Source organism: Acidimicrobiales bacterium (assembly GCA_036378675.1).
Classification (GTDB): domain Bacteria; phylum Actinomycetota; class Acidimicrobiia; order Acidimicrobiales; family Palsa-688; genus DASUWA01.
Genome location: DASUWA010000014.1, coordinates 15,892 through 31,287 on the forward strand (window position 1 = coordinate 15,892; position 15,396 = coordinate 31,287).

Annotated in this window: 14 protein-coding genes; 10 read left to right on the forward strand and 4 right to left on the reverse strand. The window is 65.0% G+C overall.

Going from position 1 to position 15,396, the window contains the following annotated elements:
* Positions 1–59 precede the first annotated feature (59 nt).
* On the forward strand, positions 60–2,948 hold the full coding sequence (uvrA, locus tag VFZ97_05865) for an excinuclease ABC subunit UvrA (protein HEX6392948.1): 2,889 nt from the start codon (positions 60–62) through the stop codon (positions 2,946–2,948).
* Between the two features lie 27 nt (positions 2,949–2,975).
* Here uvrA and VFZ97_05870 read toward each other — a convergent pair whose 3' ends face one another.
* The 3 genes from VFZ97_05870 to nadA all read right to left on the reverse strand — a co-directional run bounded on the left by VFZ97_05870 (position 2,976) and on the right by nadA (position 4,863).
* Entirely contained in the window at positions 2,976–3,179 is a 204-nt protein-coding gene (locus VFZ97_05870) for a hypothetical protein (GenBank protein HEX6392949.1), read from the reverse strand.
* Between the two features lie 13 nt (positions 3,180–3,192).
* A complete protein-coding gene (locus tag VFZ97_05875; protein HEX6392950.1) occupies positions 3,193–3,390 on the reverse strand; it encodes a hypothetical protein in 198 nt (65 codons plus the stop codon).
* A 369-nt stretch (positions 3,391–3,759) separates the two neighbouring features.
* Positions 3,760–4,863 carry a quinolinate synthase NadA gene (gene nadA, locus VFZ97_05880; GenBank protein HEX6392951.1) on the reverse strand — a complete coding sequence of 368 codons (1,104 nt, stop codon included), beginning with the start codon at positions 4,861–4,863 and terminating at the stop codon, positions 3,760–3,762.
* A gap of 205 nt (positions 4,864–5,068) precedes the next feature.
* On the opposite strand from nadA, the gene uvrC reads away from it, so the two are divergent.
* The 4 genes from uvrC to VFZ97_05900 all read left to right on the forward strand — a co-directional run bounded on the left by uvrC (position 5,069) and on the right by VFZ97_05900 (position 9,323).
* Positions 5,069–7,030, forward strand: coding sequence for an excinuclease ABC subunit UvrC (uvrC, locus tag VFZ97_05885; protein ID HEX6392952.1), 1,962 nt, complete (start codon positions 5,069–5,071; stop codon positions 7,028–7,030).
* Positions 7,031–7,039: 9 nt separating this feature from the next.
* Complete coding sequence (locus VFZ97_05890; GenBank protein HEX6392953.1) at positions 7,040–7,921, forward strand: alpha/beta fold hydrolase; 882 nt, start codon at positions 7,040–7,042, stop codon at positions 7,919–7,921.
* Between the two features lie 133 nt (positions 7,922–8,054).
* Positions 8,055–8,528 carry a hypothetical protein gene (locus VFZ97_05895; GenBank protein HEX6392954.1) on the forward strand — a complete coding sequence of 158 codons (474 nt, stop codon included), beginning with the start codon at positions 8,055–8,057 and terminating at the stop codon, positions 8,526–8,528.
* Between the two features lie 54 nt (positions 8,529–8,582).
* Positions 8,583–9,323 (forward strand): class I SAM-dependent methyltransferase, encoded by a 741-nt coding sequence (locus tag VFZ97_05900; protein ID HEX6392955.1) that lies wholly within the window; start codon positions 8,583–8,585, stop codon positions 9,321–9,323.
* Positions 9,324–9,443: 120 nt separating this feature from the next.
* Here VFZ97_05900 and VFZ97_05905 read toward each other — a convergent pair whose 3' ends face one another.
* Entirely contained in the window at positions 9,444–10,355 is a 912-nt protein-coding gene (locus VFZ97_05905) for a type IV toxin-antitoxin system AbiEi family antitoxin domain-containing protein (protein ID HEX6392956.1), read from the reverse strand.
* Between the two features lie 187 nt (positions 10,356–10,542).
* Between VFZ97_05905 and rapZ the strand changes: the two genes are divergently transcribed.
* Genes rapZ through tpiA form a run of 5 tightly spaced genes read left to right on the forward strand, consistent with a single transcriptional unit; the run spans position 10,543 to position 15,337 of the window.
* Positions 10,543–11,391, forward strand: a complete 849-nt coding sequence (gene rapZ / locus VFZ97_05910; GenBank protein ID HEX6392957.1) for an RNase adapter RapZ — start codon at positions 10,543–10,545, stop codon at positions 11,389–11,391.
* Positions 11,391–12,326, forward strand: a complete 936-nt coding sequence (locus tag VFZ97_05915; GenBank protein ID HEX6392958.1) for a gluconeogenesis factor YvcK family protein — start codon at positions 11,391–11,393, stop codon at positions 12,324–12,326. Before rapZ ends, VFZ97_05915 begins: the two co-directional genes overlap by 1 nt.
* A gap of 49 nt (positions 12,327–12,375) precedes the next feature.
* On the forward strand, positions 12,376–13,410 hold the full coding sequence (gene gap, locus VFZ97_05920) for a type I glyceraldehyde-3-phosphate dehydrogenase (GenBank protein HEX6392959.1): 1,035 nt from the start codon (positions 12,376–12,378) through the stop codon (positions 13,408–13,410).
* Positions 13,407–14,561, forward strand: coding sequence for a phosphoglycerate kinase (locus VFZ97_05925; GenBank protein ID HEX6392960.1), 1,155 nt, complete (start codon positions 13,407–13,409; stop codon positions 14,559–14,561). Before gap ends, VFZ97_05925 begins: the two co-directional genes overlap by 4 nt.
* Complete coding sequence (tpiA, locus tag VFZ97_05930; protein ID HEX6392961.1) at positions 14,558–15,337, forward strand: triose-phosphate isomerase; 780 nt, start codon at positions 14,558–14,560, stop codon at positions 15,335–15,337. The genes VFZ97_05925 and tpiA overlap by 4 nt, the downstream gene beginning before the upstream one ends.
* Positions 15,338–15,396: the final 59 nt, after the last annotated feature.

Consider the following 15,396-nt stretch of genomic DNA (forward strand, 5'->3'; position numbering starts at 1 on the left):
GTCAATAACACCACCCGAAAGCCTTTACCCGAACAAGTGTTCGCTGGTACCCTGGATTGGTGGCCGGATCAGAGGACAGCGGGCGGCTCATCGTCCGCGGTGCTCGAGAACACAATCTTCGGAATATCTCGCTGGATCTCCCGCGGGACAAGATCATCGTTTTCACCGGGCTTTCTGGCTCCGGGAAGAGCTCGCTCGCCTTCGACACCATTTATGCCGAAGGGCAGCGCCGTTACGTCGAATCGCTGTCTTCGTACGCGCGCCAGTTCCTCGGCCAGATGGACAAGCCGGACGTCGATTTCATCGAGGGCCTGTCCCCGGCTATCTCGATCGACCAGAAGTCGGCGAGCCGGAACCCCCGGTCGACGGTCGGGACGATCACCGAGATCTACGACTACCTCCGGCTTCTGTACGCCCGTGTCGGGGTGCCGCACTGTCCCGAGCACGGCGTGGTGGTCTCCAGGCAGACACCTCAGCAGATCGTGGACAGGGTGCTCGAGCTTCCCGAAGGGACGCGGTTTCAAGTTCTGGCGCCGGTGGTGCGTGGCCGGAAAGGCGAGTACCAAAGCCTCCTCGAGGAGCTCGCCGGCCAGGGGTATGCGCGAGCCCGTATCGACGGAGAGGTGTACGAGCTCTCCGATCCGCCCAAGCTCGCCCGCTACGAGATTCACACCATCGAGGTGATCGTCGACAGGCTCGTGAAACGGGAGGGGATCGAGCGCCGGCTGACCGACTCCCTCGAGACGGCACTGAAGCTCGCCGACGGCGTGGCTGAGGTTCAGATCGTCCCCCGCGAGGGCGAAGGCGAGCAGGAAGTCCTGACGTTCAGCCAGCACCTCGCTTGCCCGATCGACGGCCGCTCGTTCGACGAGCCGGCGCCCAGGAACTTCAGCTTCAACTCGCCCTACGGAGCATGCCCCCGATGCGATGGTCTCGGGACTCGGTTCGAGGTGGATCCGGAGCTGGTCGTGCGTGACCCTGATTTGTCGATCGACGAAGGCGCGATCGCTCCGTGGGCGGGCGCACGCGGCGAGTACTTCGGCCGCGTGCTCGAGGCGGTCGCGGACACTTGGGGTTTTTCAACCAAGACGCCTTGGAAGAAGCTCAAGAAGTCGGAACAGAAGGTCGTGCTGTTCGGCTCGGGCAGTCGCAAGGTGCACGTCCAGTACCGAAATCGTTATGGCAGGGTCCGCTCGTACGAGACGCATTACGAGGGCGTGGTCCCGTGGCTGAGCCGGCGGCATTCAGAGGCGGATTCCGACTATGCGCGGGAGACGATCGAGGGTTATATGCGGGAGGTCCCGTGCCCCGAGTGCGGCGGAGCGCGTCTCAAGCCGGAAAGCCTCGCGGTCACGGTCGCCGGCCGGAACATCTTCGAGCTGTGTGATCTTCCGCTCGGCGAGTCGACCGCTCTGATGTCGAGCCTGGAGCTTTCGGAGCGCGACCACCTGATCGCAGACCGGGTGCTGAAGGAGATCCAGGCCCGGATGAAGTTCTTGCTCGACGTTGGGCTCGACTATCTGAGCCTGAACCGTTCCGCGGCGACGCTCGCCGGCGGTGAGGCGCAGCGGATCCGTTTGGCGTCGCAGATCGGCAGCGGTTTGGTCGGCGTGCTCTACGTCCTCGACGAACCGTCCATCGGGTTGCACCAGCGCGACAACCACAAGCTCATCGAAACGCTGATCCGCCTCCGCGATCTCGGCAACACCGTGATCGTCGTGGAGCATGACGAGGACACCATCAGAGTTGCGGACCATGTTGTCGACATCGGTCCCGGCGCCGGCGAGCACGGCGGCAACATCGTGGTGTCGGGGCCGGTCTCGGACCTGCTCAAGTCGAAGGACTCGATCACCGGTCAGTATTTGACCCGCAAGCGCACCATTCCGGTTCCGGCGATGCGACGCGAACCGAAAGGCATCCTCACCGTCAAGGGCGCGAGGGAGCACAACCTCAAGGGCATCGACGTCGACTTCCCGCTCGGGTGCATGATCGCGGTCACCGGCGTGTCAGGGTCGGGCAAGTCGACCCTCGTCAACGACATCCTGCTTCGTGCGCTGATGCAGAAGATCTACCGGTCGAAAGAGGTCCCCGGCCGTCACACCCGCGTTGAGGGAATCGATCAGCTGGACAAGGTGATCAGCATCGACCAGTCGCCGATCGGCCGGACACCGCGGTCCAATCCCGCGACCTACACCGGTGTCTTCGACCACATCCGCCGGCTGTTCGCGACTGCAACCGAAGCGAAGGTACGCGGGTACCAACCGGGTCGATTCTCCTTCAACGTCAAGGGCGGACGCTGCGAGGCGTGCGCCGGTGACGGAACCATCAAGATCGAGATGCACTTCTTGCCGGACGTCTACGTTCCTTGCGAGGTGTGTAAGGGAGCTCGCTACAACCGCGACACACTTGACATCACATTCAAGGGAAAAAATATTGCCGAGGTGCTCGACATGCCTTGCGAGGAGGCTCTCGTGTTCTTCGCCAACCAGCCGTCGATCGCCCGTCACATGCAAACCCTTGTAGATGTCGGCTTGGGTTATGTGCGTTTGGGCCAACCGGCCCCGACGTTGTCGGGTGGTGAGGCTCAGCGGATCAAGCTGTCCAGCGAGCTTGCCAAGCGTTCGACGGGTCATACGATCTACGTTTTGGACGAGCCGACCACGGGCCTGCACTTCGAGGACATCCGCAAGTTGTTGGCGGTCTTGTCCCGGCTCGTGGATCAGGGGAACACAGTCATCGTTATTGAGCACAACCTTGACGTGATCAAGACGGCTGACTGGATCATCGATCTCGGCCCTGAAGGCGGGAACCGGGGTGGAACGGTTGTAGTCGAGGGGACGCCCGAAACCGTGGCGAAAACCCCTGAGAGCTATACGGGACGATTTCTGGAACCGCTCCTGGAAAAGCCGGCGCCAGCAGCCAGTTCTTCCGCCCGCCGAAAGAGCTAGCCGCCGGCTGCCGGCCGGCTGGAAGTTCTAGGCCGCGGGCCGGCTGGGCCGTGCGACCTGTTGCGCGTTCATCGAAGGCGTGATCGCCGGCGGCAGAGTTTCGGGGACGTCGCCGGCTTCCTCGCGTTCGCCCCGCTCGAGGAGATAGCGCTCGAAACGCCCAATGCCGAGCAGGACGCCCAGTCCCGCCAGCGGGGTCATCGACCATAACACCAGCCCGAGAACCGACATGAAGTGCTCCCTTTTACGACGCCTTGCGCCGGAAGGCCTTCTCGGGGATCAGCCGCACTGCCTGCTGCGCGGGCGGCTCTGTGTCGCCTTGGAACCCGTGGCGGGCGCGCGGCAGGTTCTCCAACTCGGCTATCTCATGCATGACCCTGAGTCCCCACCCCACGAGCAGGACGAGGGTCGCCACACACAGAACAGCGACTACAGCTACCACTTGCTGACCCTCCGAACAGTCTCCGCACTCCGGCACCCCATCCGTGTGGGCTTGTTCGCCGGTTGCGAAGGGATCTACCCCGGAGCGGGGCATTCCTCACGACCGAGGGCATCAAATTTGGCGCCGGGCCGGCCCCCTGCGGCAAGTGTTAACGGCCGTCGTGGGGTTGGGGCCCGACGTTGGGGAGGAGGCCGGGGTTGGGGCCCCGGCCGGGCCAGTGTTAACGGCCGCCGTGGGGTTGGCGCCCCACGTTGCGGAGGAGGCCGGGTTGGGCCCCCGGCCGGGCAGTGTTAACGGCCGCCGTGGGGTCGGGGCCCCACGTTGGGGAGGAGGCCGGGGTTGGGCCCCCGGCCGGGCAGTGTGATAGCTCTAGCTGATGTCGAGCATGCGCTGCAGGGCGACCCTCGCCCAGCCGGCGACGTCGTCATCCACAGTGATTCGGTTCACAATCCGGCCGGCCGCCAGCTCCTCCAGCACCCAGCACAGGTGGGCGGCGTCGATTCGGAACATCGTCGAGCACGGACAGACCAGTGGGTCGAGGGACTTCACGGTCAGGTGCGGGTTCTCGGCCGCCAGACGCTGCACCAGGTGGATCTCGGTCCCGATCGCGAGAACCGACCCCGCCGGTGCCCTCCCGACCGCGCCGATTATGTAATCGGTGCTGCCGACCTCGTCGGCCAGTTGGACGACCTCGTGTGCGCACTCGGGGTGAACAATCACCCGGCCTTCGGGATGCTCGGCCCGAAAAGCCTCAATCTGCTCAGGCCGGAACCGCTGGTGAACCGAGCAATGACCCTTCCAGAGCAGGAACGTGGCCTCCTTCAGCTCGGACTCTTCCAATCCGCCGAGCTCCTTGCGGGGGTCCCACACCCTCATGTCGGAGGCATCGAACCCCAACTGGTAGGCAGTGTTCCGGCCCAGGTGCTGGTCCGGGAAGAACAGCAGCTTGGTGTGAGGCCCGTGCTGGTCGAGCGCCCAGGTGATCACCTTTCGGGCGTTTGACGATGTGCACACCGCTCCGCCGTGCTGTCCGACGAAAGCCTTGAGTGCGGCGGACGAGTTCATGTACGTGATCGGCACTACCGCGTCGACGTCGGTCACGGCGGCGATCGAATCCCACGCCTCCTCGACCGACTCGAGATCGGCCATGTCCGCCATTGAGCAGCCGGCGTTCAGGTCGGGCAGGATCACCTGTTGGGCGGGCGACGTGAGCACGTCAGCCGACTCGGCCATGAAATGGACGCCGCAGAACACTACGAACTCGGCTTCCGTGGTGGCCGCCGCAGTCCTCGAAAGGCCGAATGAGTCGCCCCTCGCGTCGGCCCACCGCATCACCTCGTCACGTTGGTAGTGGTGGCCCAGGATGATCAGGCGCGGACCAAGGGCCTCCTTGGCGGCGGCGATTCGGCGCGCAAGATCATCGCTCGTTGCAGTTACGTAGCCCTCAGGGAGGGGAGTTTGGAGCCGAAACATCGACGAAACCTCCGGACGGAGAACCTCGATATGGTCGGCGGGGACAGCCCGGTCGCCCGTCCGCGGGGATGTCGACCTCGAGGGGATATGTGCCGGATACCGGGCCGGCTTGAGCTCAGTTTACGCGCCCGGACCTGGTTAGGGGAGTGCCGGGTACGGATCGCCGGCCGCTTCTCCCCAACTGTGCGGCAAACTCGAAAACAACATGCTTCACCGGCCTCCCACCTCCTCCATCCCCGACGCTCCCGGCTCGTACCAGTTCCGGGACCGGGACGGCCGGGTCATCTACGTGGGCAAGGCCAAGTCGCTTCGGAGCCGGCTGTCGAACTACTTCCAGAACCCGGCCAACCTGCCGGTCCGCACCGCCCAGATGGTCAACCAGGCGGAGACCGTCGAGTGGATCCAGGTCCGCAACGACGTCGAGGCGCTCATGCTCGAGTACTCCCTCATCAAGCAGCACAAGCCCCGCTTCAACGTCCGGCTGCGGGACGACAAGAGCTACCCGTTCCTGGCCGTCACCGTCTCCGACGAGTGGCCACGCGCGATGGTCCGCAGGGGCGCGAAGGACAAGGGTTCGCTCTACTTCGGTCCCTACGCCCACGCTTACGCGATCCGAGAGACGCTGGATTCCCTCCTGCGTACCTTTCCGATTCGAACTTGCAGCGACAACAAGTTCGAACGGCACAAGAAGCTGGGCCGACCGTGCCTCCTCTTCCACATCGAGAAGTGCTCAGGACCGTGCGTTGCGGCGATCGACGCGGAGCCCTATAAGGGGCTTGTCCACGAGTTGGTCAACTTCCTCGACGGCGACACGCAGCCGGTGATGAAGCGACTCGAGACTGAGATGAGTGACGCAGCCGAGAGGCTCGAGTTCGAACGAGCTGCTCGATTGCGCGACCGGCTCACCGCGGTCCGCAAGGCGGTGGAGAAGCAGCAGATGGTCACCGAACGGGCAGAGGACCTTGACTGCTTCGGGATGGTCGAGGACGAGCTCGAAGCCGCGATCCAGGTCTTCTATGTGCGCAGGGGACGGGTCGTAGGCCGCAAGGGGTTCATTGTCGACAAGGTCGAGGACCTCACGCCGGCACAGCTTGTCGCTCAAATCGTCGAGCAGCACTACGACGACCCGCCGCTCGGCGTGCCACCGTTAGTCCTTGTACCAAGCGAGCCCGACAACACCGACACCCTCGAGTCCTGGCTCGCAGCCGCCCGCTCGGCCGTGGACACGGAATCACCCAACGGAGCAGTGGGCGCCGGCGAGTGGTGGGCCGCCAACCAGCGATACCGGGTCGAACGAAGCGTCAACCCCGAAGCCCGCGCGGGCGCGCACGTAGAAATCCGGGTCCCCCAGCGCGGCGACAAGAAGGCACTGCTCGAGACGGTCACGCGCAACGCGGGGGAGCAGTTCACGCAGCACCGCCTCAGGCGAGCCTCCGATCACAACGCGCGAGCCAAGGCATTGAACGCGCTCCAGGACGCGTTGGGCCTGCCCGAAGCACCGCTCCGCATCGAGTGCTACGACATGAGCCACCTGCAGGGGACCGACTACGTCGGAAGCATGGTGGTGATGGAGGACGGTCTTCCCCGACCGCAGGAGTACCGACGCTTCAAGATTCGCACCGTCGCGCAGAACGACGACTACGCCGCGATGGAGGAGGTCCTCACCAGGCGGTTGCAGGCCTACCTCGCCGAGCGCGACCGGCCGATCGAGGAGCGCCGCCGGCGGTTCGCCTACCCGCCCCAGCTGCTGCTCGTCGATGGCGGGAAGGGACAGCTCTCGGTCGCTGAGCGGGTGGTCGAGGAGCTCGGCCTCGAGGACGAGATTCCGGTCGCGGCCCTCGCCAAGCAGTTCGAGGAGGTCTACGTGCCCGGCCAGGCGGACCCGATTCGCATCCCGCGCACCTCGGAGGCGCTTTACCTCCTTCAGCAGGTCAGGGACGAGGCGCACCGGTTCGCCATCACCTATCACCGCACTCTCCGAGGAAAAAGGATGACTTCGTCGGTTCTCGACGACATCCCCGGACTCGGCCCGGCGCGCAAGAAGCGGTTGGTCAAGGAGTTGGGTGGCATCAAGGCCATCAAGGCCGCTTCACGCGAGTCGCTGGCGGAGCTGTCCTGGCTGCCCGAGTCTGTGGCGGACGCGGTGTTCGAGAAATTGCACGGCTAGGGTCCGGACATGCCTTCCGTCATCGCCAACGGGATAACCCTCGAATACGAGACCGCCGGCGAGCTCTCCGACCCGCCGCTCCTGCTGATCATGGGGTTGGGGGGTCAGCTCATTACTTGGGACGACGCGTTCGTCGCCGAGCTCGCCCAACGAGGGTTCTTCGTCATTCGCTTCGACAACCGCGACGTCGGCCTTTCAACCTGGTTCGACGATGCGGGAGTCCCGGACGTCGGCGAGGTGATGGTGGCTCGGCAGTCGGGCGGCTCGCCCAAGGCGCCGTACCTCCTTGCCGACATGGCTGCCGACGCTTCCGGACTGCTCGACGCCCTCGGGATCGCCTCCGCTCACGTCCTCGGGGTGTCGATGGGAGGGATGATCGCCCAGTCGCTCGCGATAGCCCATCCCGCCAAGCTGCGTTCTCTGATCTCGATCATGTCGACCACCGGCGACTCGTCCGTTGGGAATCCCCACCCCGATGCGATGGCCGCGTTAATGGCATCTCCCCCCGGAAACCGCGACGAAGCCATCGAAGCTGCGGTCAAGGCGTGGAGCGTCTTCGGGTCACCTGGATACGAGTTCGACGAAAAGCGCATCCGTGACAACGCCGCCCGGGCCTACGACCGCGCCTTCCACCCGGAAGGCATCGCGCGCCAGCTCGCCGCCGTCATCGCATCGCCCGATCGCACGCCGGCACTGCATTCTGTGAAGGCCCCGACTCTTGTGATACACGGTGAGGCGGATCCGCTGGTCGACCCTTCCGGCGGCAAGGCGACCGCAGCCGCAGTGCCCGGCGCATCTCTGTGGCTGGTGCCAGGGATGGGGCACGATCTCCCGCCGGCGCTGTTTTCCGAGATCGCCGACCGGGTTGCGGCTCACTCTCTGGGGGCTTGAACGGGCACCGAATTAGCCGATGGTTTGATCCCCTTGTCGGGCTTTGTTCGAGGTGTTACACACGCCACGCGCAGCTGGGTGCGCTCAAAAGGGGAGGGGAACATTGCAACGCATCGGACGTCGAGAAGTGCTGATGGGGGCTGGAGCAGGAGCGGTGGGGCTCGCCGCGATGGAAATAGGCCTTCCAGCCGCGACCGCCTCCGCATCGGAGGACTCTCAAGGTAACTCTGGATCGGGTGTCGAGGGCGCGTGGCGCATCGTCCACACGGACACCACTCCTGATACTGATTCGGCGGAGGCGATCGTGACGTTTGCCGACGGTGGCGGTCTGGTCGCCCGCGACATCAACCCGCCGGGTGACGCTCAACTCGGGGCGTGGAGGGCAACGGGTGATCGCCGTTTCGTCGCCACATTCTTCGACTCGTTCAGCGAGGGACCTAGCGGCCCCGTCCACATTGTCAAAGTGATCGTGAAGGGCACCGTGGACGACGACAACGACAAGATCTCCGGAACCTACACGTTCACCATCACCCCTCCACCACCCGAATTTCCGGCCTCCGGAGGGACCGGCACGTTCGAAGGCAGTCGACTCGTAGCTGGCTCCTGACGGTCGCCCGGCTGGACCCGGGGTCCGGCCGGTCGAGCGCCCTAGCCTGCCGTCGTGGCTAACAAGGCCGACAACGGCATCTGGGAAGCAGCGGCGCCCTGGTGGCAGGAAGGATTCACCGAGGGAGCCGACGTCGAATACGTCGAGCAGATCCTCCCGTGGATCAGGTCGCAGCTGAAAGGATCAGAGCGGGTGCTCGACGTCGGCTGCGGAGACGGCCAGGTCGGGCGCATGGCCAAGCGGCTGCGGAGCGTTCGCTTCGTGGCTGGCATCGACCCGACCTGGGCCCAGATAGCCGTCGCCCGCAAACGCGGCGGGGGAGTGCGATTCGGACGAGCGGAGGCCGCAGCGCTTCCGTTTCGAAGCGGCAGCTTTGACACGGTGATCGCGTGTCTCGTCTTCGAGCACGTCGAGGACATGGACACCGCTATCGAAGAGGTTGCCCGTCTTCTTGTCCCAGGCGGACGCTTCCTCTTCCTCCTGAACCATCCGCTTCTCCAGACTCCGGGCTCGGGGTGGATCGACGACACAATTCTCGAGGAGCAGTACTGGCGGATCGGGCCCTATCTGACCGAAGACAACACCCTCGAGGAAGTCGAGAAGGGAGTACTCATTCCCTTCATCCATCGCCCGCTGTCCCGCTACGTGAACGCGATGGCGGCAAACGGTCTGTTCCTGACCCTGATGGACGAGCCGGCGCCTCCACCCGGGTTCCTTGCCAAGGCGATCGAGTACACCGAGGCTGCTTCCATTCCCCGCCTGCTTGCCCTCCGTGCCGAGAAGCTCGAGCGATAGCTCCTCAGAGCCGCCTCGCTCATTGGCATCTATGGCGCGCGAGGCCCGCACGATTCCCCGTTTAGCAACCCGCCTCCAGCGGGTTGCTGCCCGCCGGCCTCTTGCCGGCGGCGAACCGACCTATGCCGCGAGCTTGAAGTACGTCTCCGCGATCTCTCTGGCCACCCGCTCCGCCTCGTAGGTCACCTCCCACCAGTCGTAGTGGAGGACCGTCCAGCCCGCCCGGGCCATGGTGTTAGACCGCCGGCGGTCCCACCTCTGCTGTTCCGGCGTGAAGTGAGCAGTCCAACCGTTCACCTCGATGGCCAACCGGAGCTGCGGGTAGGCGAAGTCCAGCCGGTACCGGCGCTGGGGGCCCCACTCGACCTCCGCCCTCGGGACCGGAAGTCCGTGGTCGACGAAGAGCCGAGCCATCCGGCTCTCCAGCACGCTCGGCGACGGCGAGCCGGTCACCCCCCGCCGTGCCAGCCGTTCCTCCAGCTGTCGCCGGCCCGGGTGGCCTCTGAACTCCGGCTTCGCGACAGCGCCTACGACGTCCTGGATCCGGACCGCTCGCCTTGCGACTGCCCGATCCAGCAGGTCGTCGAGCTGTTTCGTGCCGGCCACGGCGGCGCAGTCGAGGATCGTCCGCAACACGTCGGTGCAGGGGATCCGGTTCTGCACCATCACCCTGAAAGGGATCCGGGTCCGGACCAGGTCTGCATTCCTAACGGTCCGGACCCGATGGTGGGGGATCGTCACCGTGGTCGTCGTCGGAAGCTCGGCAAGCCCATGGATCCACGCGGCCGACCAGTGCGATGCGGCCGACCCCTCGCCGGCGGCGAGCACCACCGCCCTCAGCTGAGCCGCCGGCGTCAGGGGCGCCCCGGCCAGCCGGTACACGCCTCGCGCCACCCGTTCCCACTCGCCCCGCTTAACCCGGCCTTTCACGGCTCCTGGTCCCAACCCAAGCAGCATCGCCTCTCGCGCGCTTATGACGCCGTGGTGGACCTTCAACCATCCGATGATACCTCTGTCCACATCAGAATCCATGAAAACACACTAACGCACCGTATGTTTCATGTCTACTGGGTAGACTTAAGGAACTATAGTTCCCTTTCTCTACCCAGATCGCAGCTCCCGCGTCCCGCCATCCCCTCGACGACCTCGACGACACCGCCCCGGCCTCCCCGACACCCCCTCCCACCCGCAACTCCCGCCGCCGCGCCACAATTGCCCCGTGGCCGAGTTCCTGATCATCACCGGGCTGTCCGGCGCCGGCCGGTCCCAAGCCGGCGCCACGCTCGAGGACCTCGGCTGGTTCGTGATCGACAACATCCCCACCGCCCTGATCACCAAGGTCGCCGACCTCATCGAGTCCCCGGGCTCAGCCATACACCGGGTGGCCCTCGTGGTGGGCCGGGACGCCCAGCAGCTGCACGAGGTCGAAGCAGCGATCATTCAGCTTCGGGCGGGAGGATCCTCGGTGACCACCCTGTTCCTGGAGGCCTCCGACGACGTGCTCGTCCGCCGCTTCGAGGGAACCCGCCGCCGCCACCCGATCGGCCAGGAAGGCGTCACAGACGCCATCGCTCTGGAAAGGGAGCGCCTCCAGCCGGTTCGCGCCCTCGCGGACGTGGTGATCGACACCTCCGACCTGAACGTCAACCAGCTCCGAGACCGGCTGATCGACCTTTTCACGGCCGACCGGTCGGACCGGCTCCAGATCCTGGTGATGTCCTTCGGCTTCAAGCACGGCGTCCCGCTGGACGTCGACAACGTGTTCGACGTCCGGTTCCTCCCGAACCCTCACTGGGTCGACGAGCTGAGACCTCTCACCGGCCTGGATCGCCCCGTCCGCGAGTATGTCCTTCGCCACGCGGAGGCAAAGGAGTTCGTTGACCGGATCGATGACCTGCTCGCCTTCCTCCTACCCGGGTACATCAAGGAGGGGAAGTCGTATCTGACCCTGGCGATCGGGTGCACAGGAGGACGCCACCGCTCGGTTGCTCTGGCCGAGGAGATTGCGATGCGCCTCCGGGCACGGGGGTATGAGCCTTCCGTGAACCACCGGGACATCGAAAGGTGATGAAGGACGCCCCCGACCTCTCCGGGAACGAGCAACACATGCGAGGCCCCCAACCCGCCCCCCGCGTCGTAGCCCTGGGCGGTGGCCACGGCCTGGCCTCCACCCTGCGCGCCGCGCGTCTCTATGCCGGCGAGGTGACAGCAGTCGTGTCCGTCGCCGACGACGGAGGATCCAGCGGCCGCCTCCGACAGATTGCGGGGATCCCCGCGCCCGGGGACCTTCGAAGGTGTCTCGTCGCGATGGCGGAGGACGGCTCGCTCTGGTCCAGCGCCTTCGAGTACCGCTTCCCGTCAGGTGACCTCGAAGGCCACGCCCTGGGCAACCTGATCATCGCCGGCCTGGCCAACGTCACGGGCGACTTCGGTCGCGCCCTGCACGTTGCCGCCTCGTTGCTCGGGTCCGTCGGAAGAGTGCTCCCTGCCACAGAGGTGCCGGTGGTCCTCAAGGCCGATGTCGCCGGCACCGAAGTGGTCGGGCAGGTCAACGTCGCCGAGTCACACGGAGCGATCTCCTCCGTTTCGATCGTGCCCCCGGACGCGCCGGTGCCCGACGAGGTGGTGAGCGCAATCGCCGGCGCCGATCAGGTCGTAGTCGGACCGGGCTCATTGTTCACGAGCGTTCTGGCGGTCTGCGCGGTGCCCGGCATAAGGCGGGCGCTGATCGAGCGAACGAAGGGACAGACCATCTACGTCTGCAACCTTCGGCCCCAGCTGCCGGAGACGGCGAACTTCACCGCCGCAGATCATCTCCGGGCGGTCCTCGACCACGGCGTGCCCGTTGACGTGATGATCGCCCACGCCCCTGACCCTGACAACTCAGTGCCATCCCACGAAAGAATTCACGATGTCACGACGCTCCACGCGCCCGTGAGTAATGCCGACGGAACCGCTCACGACCCGGGACTTTTGGCCCTGGCGCTTCGTACCCTGACATAGTGAGCCTTTGCGGACGAGGCCTCTGCAGCACACCCAAGGAGTCGACAACATGGCCATTCGAGTAGGTATCAACGGTTTCGGCAGGATCGGCCGGAACTTCGTGCGCTCGGCCCTCGAGCAGTCCGCGCGCAAGGGAGCCGGCGTTTCGGGTGGCGAAGACGTCGTAGTGGTCGGAGTCAACGACCTCGTGCCAACCGCGACGAACGCTCATCTCCTCAAGTACGACTCAACCCAGGGAACGCTCGCACAGGGGGTCACTAACACCGACGACTCCATAACGGTTGGCGGGCAGACGTTCAAGGTCTTCTCCGAGCGTGACCCCAAGGCCCTCCCGTGGGCAGACCTCGGCGTTGACGTCGTCATCGAGTCGACCGGCCTTTTCACCTCCCGCGAAAAGGCGGGAGCGCACATAGACGCCGGCGCACCCCGCGTCATCATCTCGGCCCCCGGCACCGACGTCGACGCAACGTTCGTGATCGGGGTCAATGACGACACCTTCGACCCGGCCAAGCACACCGTCGTGTCCAACGCCTCGTGCACGACCAACTGCTTCGTTCCGATGATGAAAGTCCTCGATGACGCCTTCGGAATCGAGAAGGGCCTCATGACGACGGTCCACGCCTACACCAACGACCAGAACCTCCTGGATCTGGCCCACAAGGACCTCAGACGCGCCCGCTCTGCCCCGGTGAACATAGTTCCCGCGTCGACGGGGGCTGCCCGGGCTACCAGCCTCGTTTTGGCTTCGATGAAGGGCAAGCTGGATGGCACCGCTCTTCGTGTCCCCGTCTCAGACGGTTCGATCACCGACTTCACCGGAATCCTGAATCGCGAGACCACGGTGGAGGAGATCAACGAGGCATTCCGGGCGGCCGCCGAGTCCGGCCCGCTGTCGAAGGTGCTCGTGTACACGGAGGATCCGATTGTCTCCTCGGACATCGTCGGCTCGCCGGCGTCTTGCACCTTCGACTCGTTGCTGACGATGACGATGGGCTCGTTGGTCAAGGTGTTCGGCTGGTACGACAACGAGTGGGGCTATTCCAACCGACTCGTCGACCTGGCGAGGATCGTCGGCGCAGGATGAAAAAGGTCCCCACGTTGGAGGATCTCCCCCCGGTGGAGGGCAAGGGCCTCCTGATGCGGACGGACTTTAACGTGCCGATCGTGGATGGGCGTATAACCGACGACCTCAGGATCCGCTTGCCGATCGCGACGATCTCCTGGCTCCTGGACCACGGCGCGTCCCGCATCACCACGGCGAGTCACCTAGGGCGCCCCAAAGGCAAACCGGACCCGCGCTACAGCATGGAGCCGGTCAGGCGTCACCTCAAAACGCTCCTTGAGCAGGACGGGCTGGACGCGTCGAGAGTGGAGCTGCTGGAGAACCTGCGATTCGACCCTCGCGAGGAGGCCGGGGACCTGTCCTTTGCAAAGGAACTTGTGGACGGGCATGACCTATTCGTGAACGACGCTTTCGGAGCAGCGCATCGCGCTCACGCGTCGGTCGTTGGCCCGCCTCTATTCATCCCGAGCGCCGCGGGGCGCGTAATGGCGCGCGAGGTGGAGGTGCTGAACGGGCTGCTCGAACGCCCCAAGCGTCCTTTCGTCGCGGTGCTCGGTGGATCCAAGGTCAGCGACAAGCTCGGTGTCATCGACGCGCTCCTCGATCGGGTCGACACTCTCCTTGTCGGCGGAGGAATGTGCTTCACCTTCCTTGCCGCGCGCGGGCACCCGATCGGCGCATCGCTCTTCGAACCGGATCAAGTAGAGACATGTCGCAAGCTGCTCGACTCCGGGAGGGACATCCGGATCCCGACCGACCTCACCGTCCTCAGCCCGGGAGGTGTCTTCGGCGGGGGAGTCGAACCGACCGGGGAAACCCGTCAGATCGGAGTCAACATCCCTGATGGTTGGATCGGCTTGGACATCGGACCGGGGACCGCAGCCGAGTTCTCGGACGTCATAACCGAAGCGGCGACCGTGCTTTGGAATGGCCCGATGGGTGTGTTCGAGGATGTCCGCTTCGAAGCCGGAACACGAACCGTCGCCGAGGCGGTCGCGGACACCAGAGGTTTCACGGTGGTCGGAGGCGGTGACAGCGCTGCCGCTCTGGCCCAGTTCGGCCTTGCCGACCGTGTGGACCACCTCTCTACCGGGGGCGGTGCGTCACTCGAGTTTCTCGAACAGGGAGACCTGCCCGGGGTGGCTGCGTTGCGCGACGGGGTCCACGGTTGACCTCTAGGCGACGGCCTCTTATATCCGGCAACTGGAAGATGAACTTGAGCCATCTTGAGGCGATCAACGTCGTCCAGAAGCTTGCATACAGCCTTGACAAGGAAGACCACTCCAAGACCGATGTATCAGTCCATCCACCGTTCACCGCTCTCCGCTCGGTACAGACGGTTATCGATGCCGACGACATTCCGATAGCCCTCGGCGCTCAGAACGCCCATTGGGAGACCAGCGGCGCGTACACAGGCGAGGTGAGCCCGACCATGCTCGCCAAGCTCAACGTTCGCTACGTCATCGTCGGGCACTCCGAACGGCGTCAGCTGTTCGGCGAGACCGACGAGATGGTCAACAAGAAGGTGAAGGCCGTCTTGTCGGCAGGAATGACTCCGATTCTGTGCATCGGTGAGACGTTCGAAGAGCGGGAAGCCGGGCAAACCGAGGACATCGTGCTCGGGCAGCTCCGGGCCGGGCTGGCAGGTGTGGCAGCCGAGTCGGTGGCATCCATGGTCCTCGCCTACGAGCCCGTCTGGGCGATCGGCACCGGACGGACCGCCACATCCGGGGATTGCCAGTCGATGTGCTCAACCATCCGGACCGCCATCAAGGGTGACCACGGGACCGTCGCGGGGGATGGTCTGCGTATCCAGTACGGCGGGTCTGTGAAAGCCTCGAACATCGCCGAGATAATGGCCCAGCCCGACGTTGACGGCGCCCTGGTCGGTGGAGCGAGCCTCGATCCCACCGAGTTCGCCCAAATCGTCGGCTTTGACGCCAAGTGAAGCTGTGAAATCCCTGAAACATTCGTTGCAGGATTTGCGCGTTGCCAACACAGGTATCT

Coding starts and splice junctions, on each gene's coding strand:
- gap (HEX6392959.1), top strand. CDS start 12,376: ATGGCCATTCGAGTAGGTATCAACGGTTTCGGCAGGATCGGCCGGAAC.
- VFZ97_05915 (HEX6392958.1), top strand. CDS start 11,391: ATGAAGGACGCCCCCGACCTCTCCGGGAACGAGCAACACATGCGAGGC.
- VFZ97_05895 (HEX6392954.1), top strand. CDS start 8,055: ATGGGGGCTGGAGCAGGAGCGGTGGGGCTCGCCGCGATGGAAATAGGC.
- uvrC (HEX6392952.1), top strand. CDS start 5,069: ATGCTTCACCGGCCTCCCACCTCCTCCATCCCCGACGCTCCCGGCTCG.
- VFZ97_05870 (HEX6392949.1), bottom strand. CDS start 3,179: ATGTCGGTTCTCGGGCTGGTGTTATGGTCGATGACCCCGCTGGCGGGA.
- nadA (HEX6392951.1), bottom strand. CDS start 4,863: ATGTTTCGGCTCCAAACTCCCCTCCCTGAGGGCTACGTAACTGCAACG.
- VFZ97_05890 (HEX6392953.1), top strand. CDS start 7,040: ATGCCTTCCGTCATCGCCAACGGGATAACCCTCGAATACGAGACCGCC.
- VFZ97_05925 (HEX6392960.1), top strand. CDS start 13,407: ATGAAAAAGGTCCCCACGTTGGAGGATCTCCCCCCGGTGGAGGGCAAG.
- VFZ97_05905 (HEX6392956.1), bottom strand. CDS start 10,355: ATGGATTCTGATGTGGACAGAGGTATCATCGGATGGTTGAAGGTCCAC.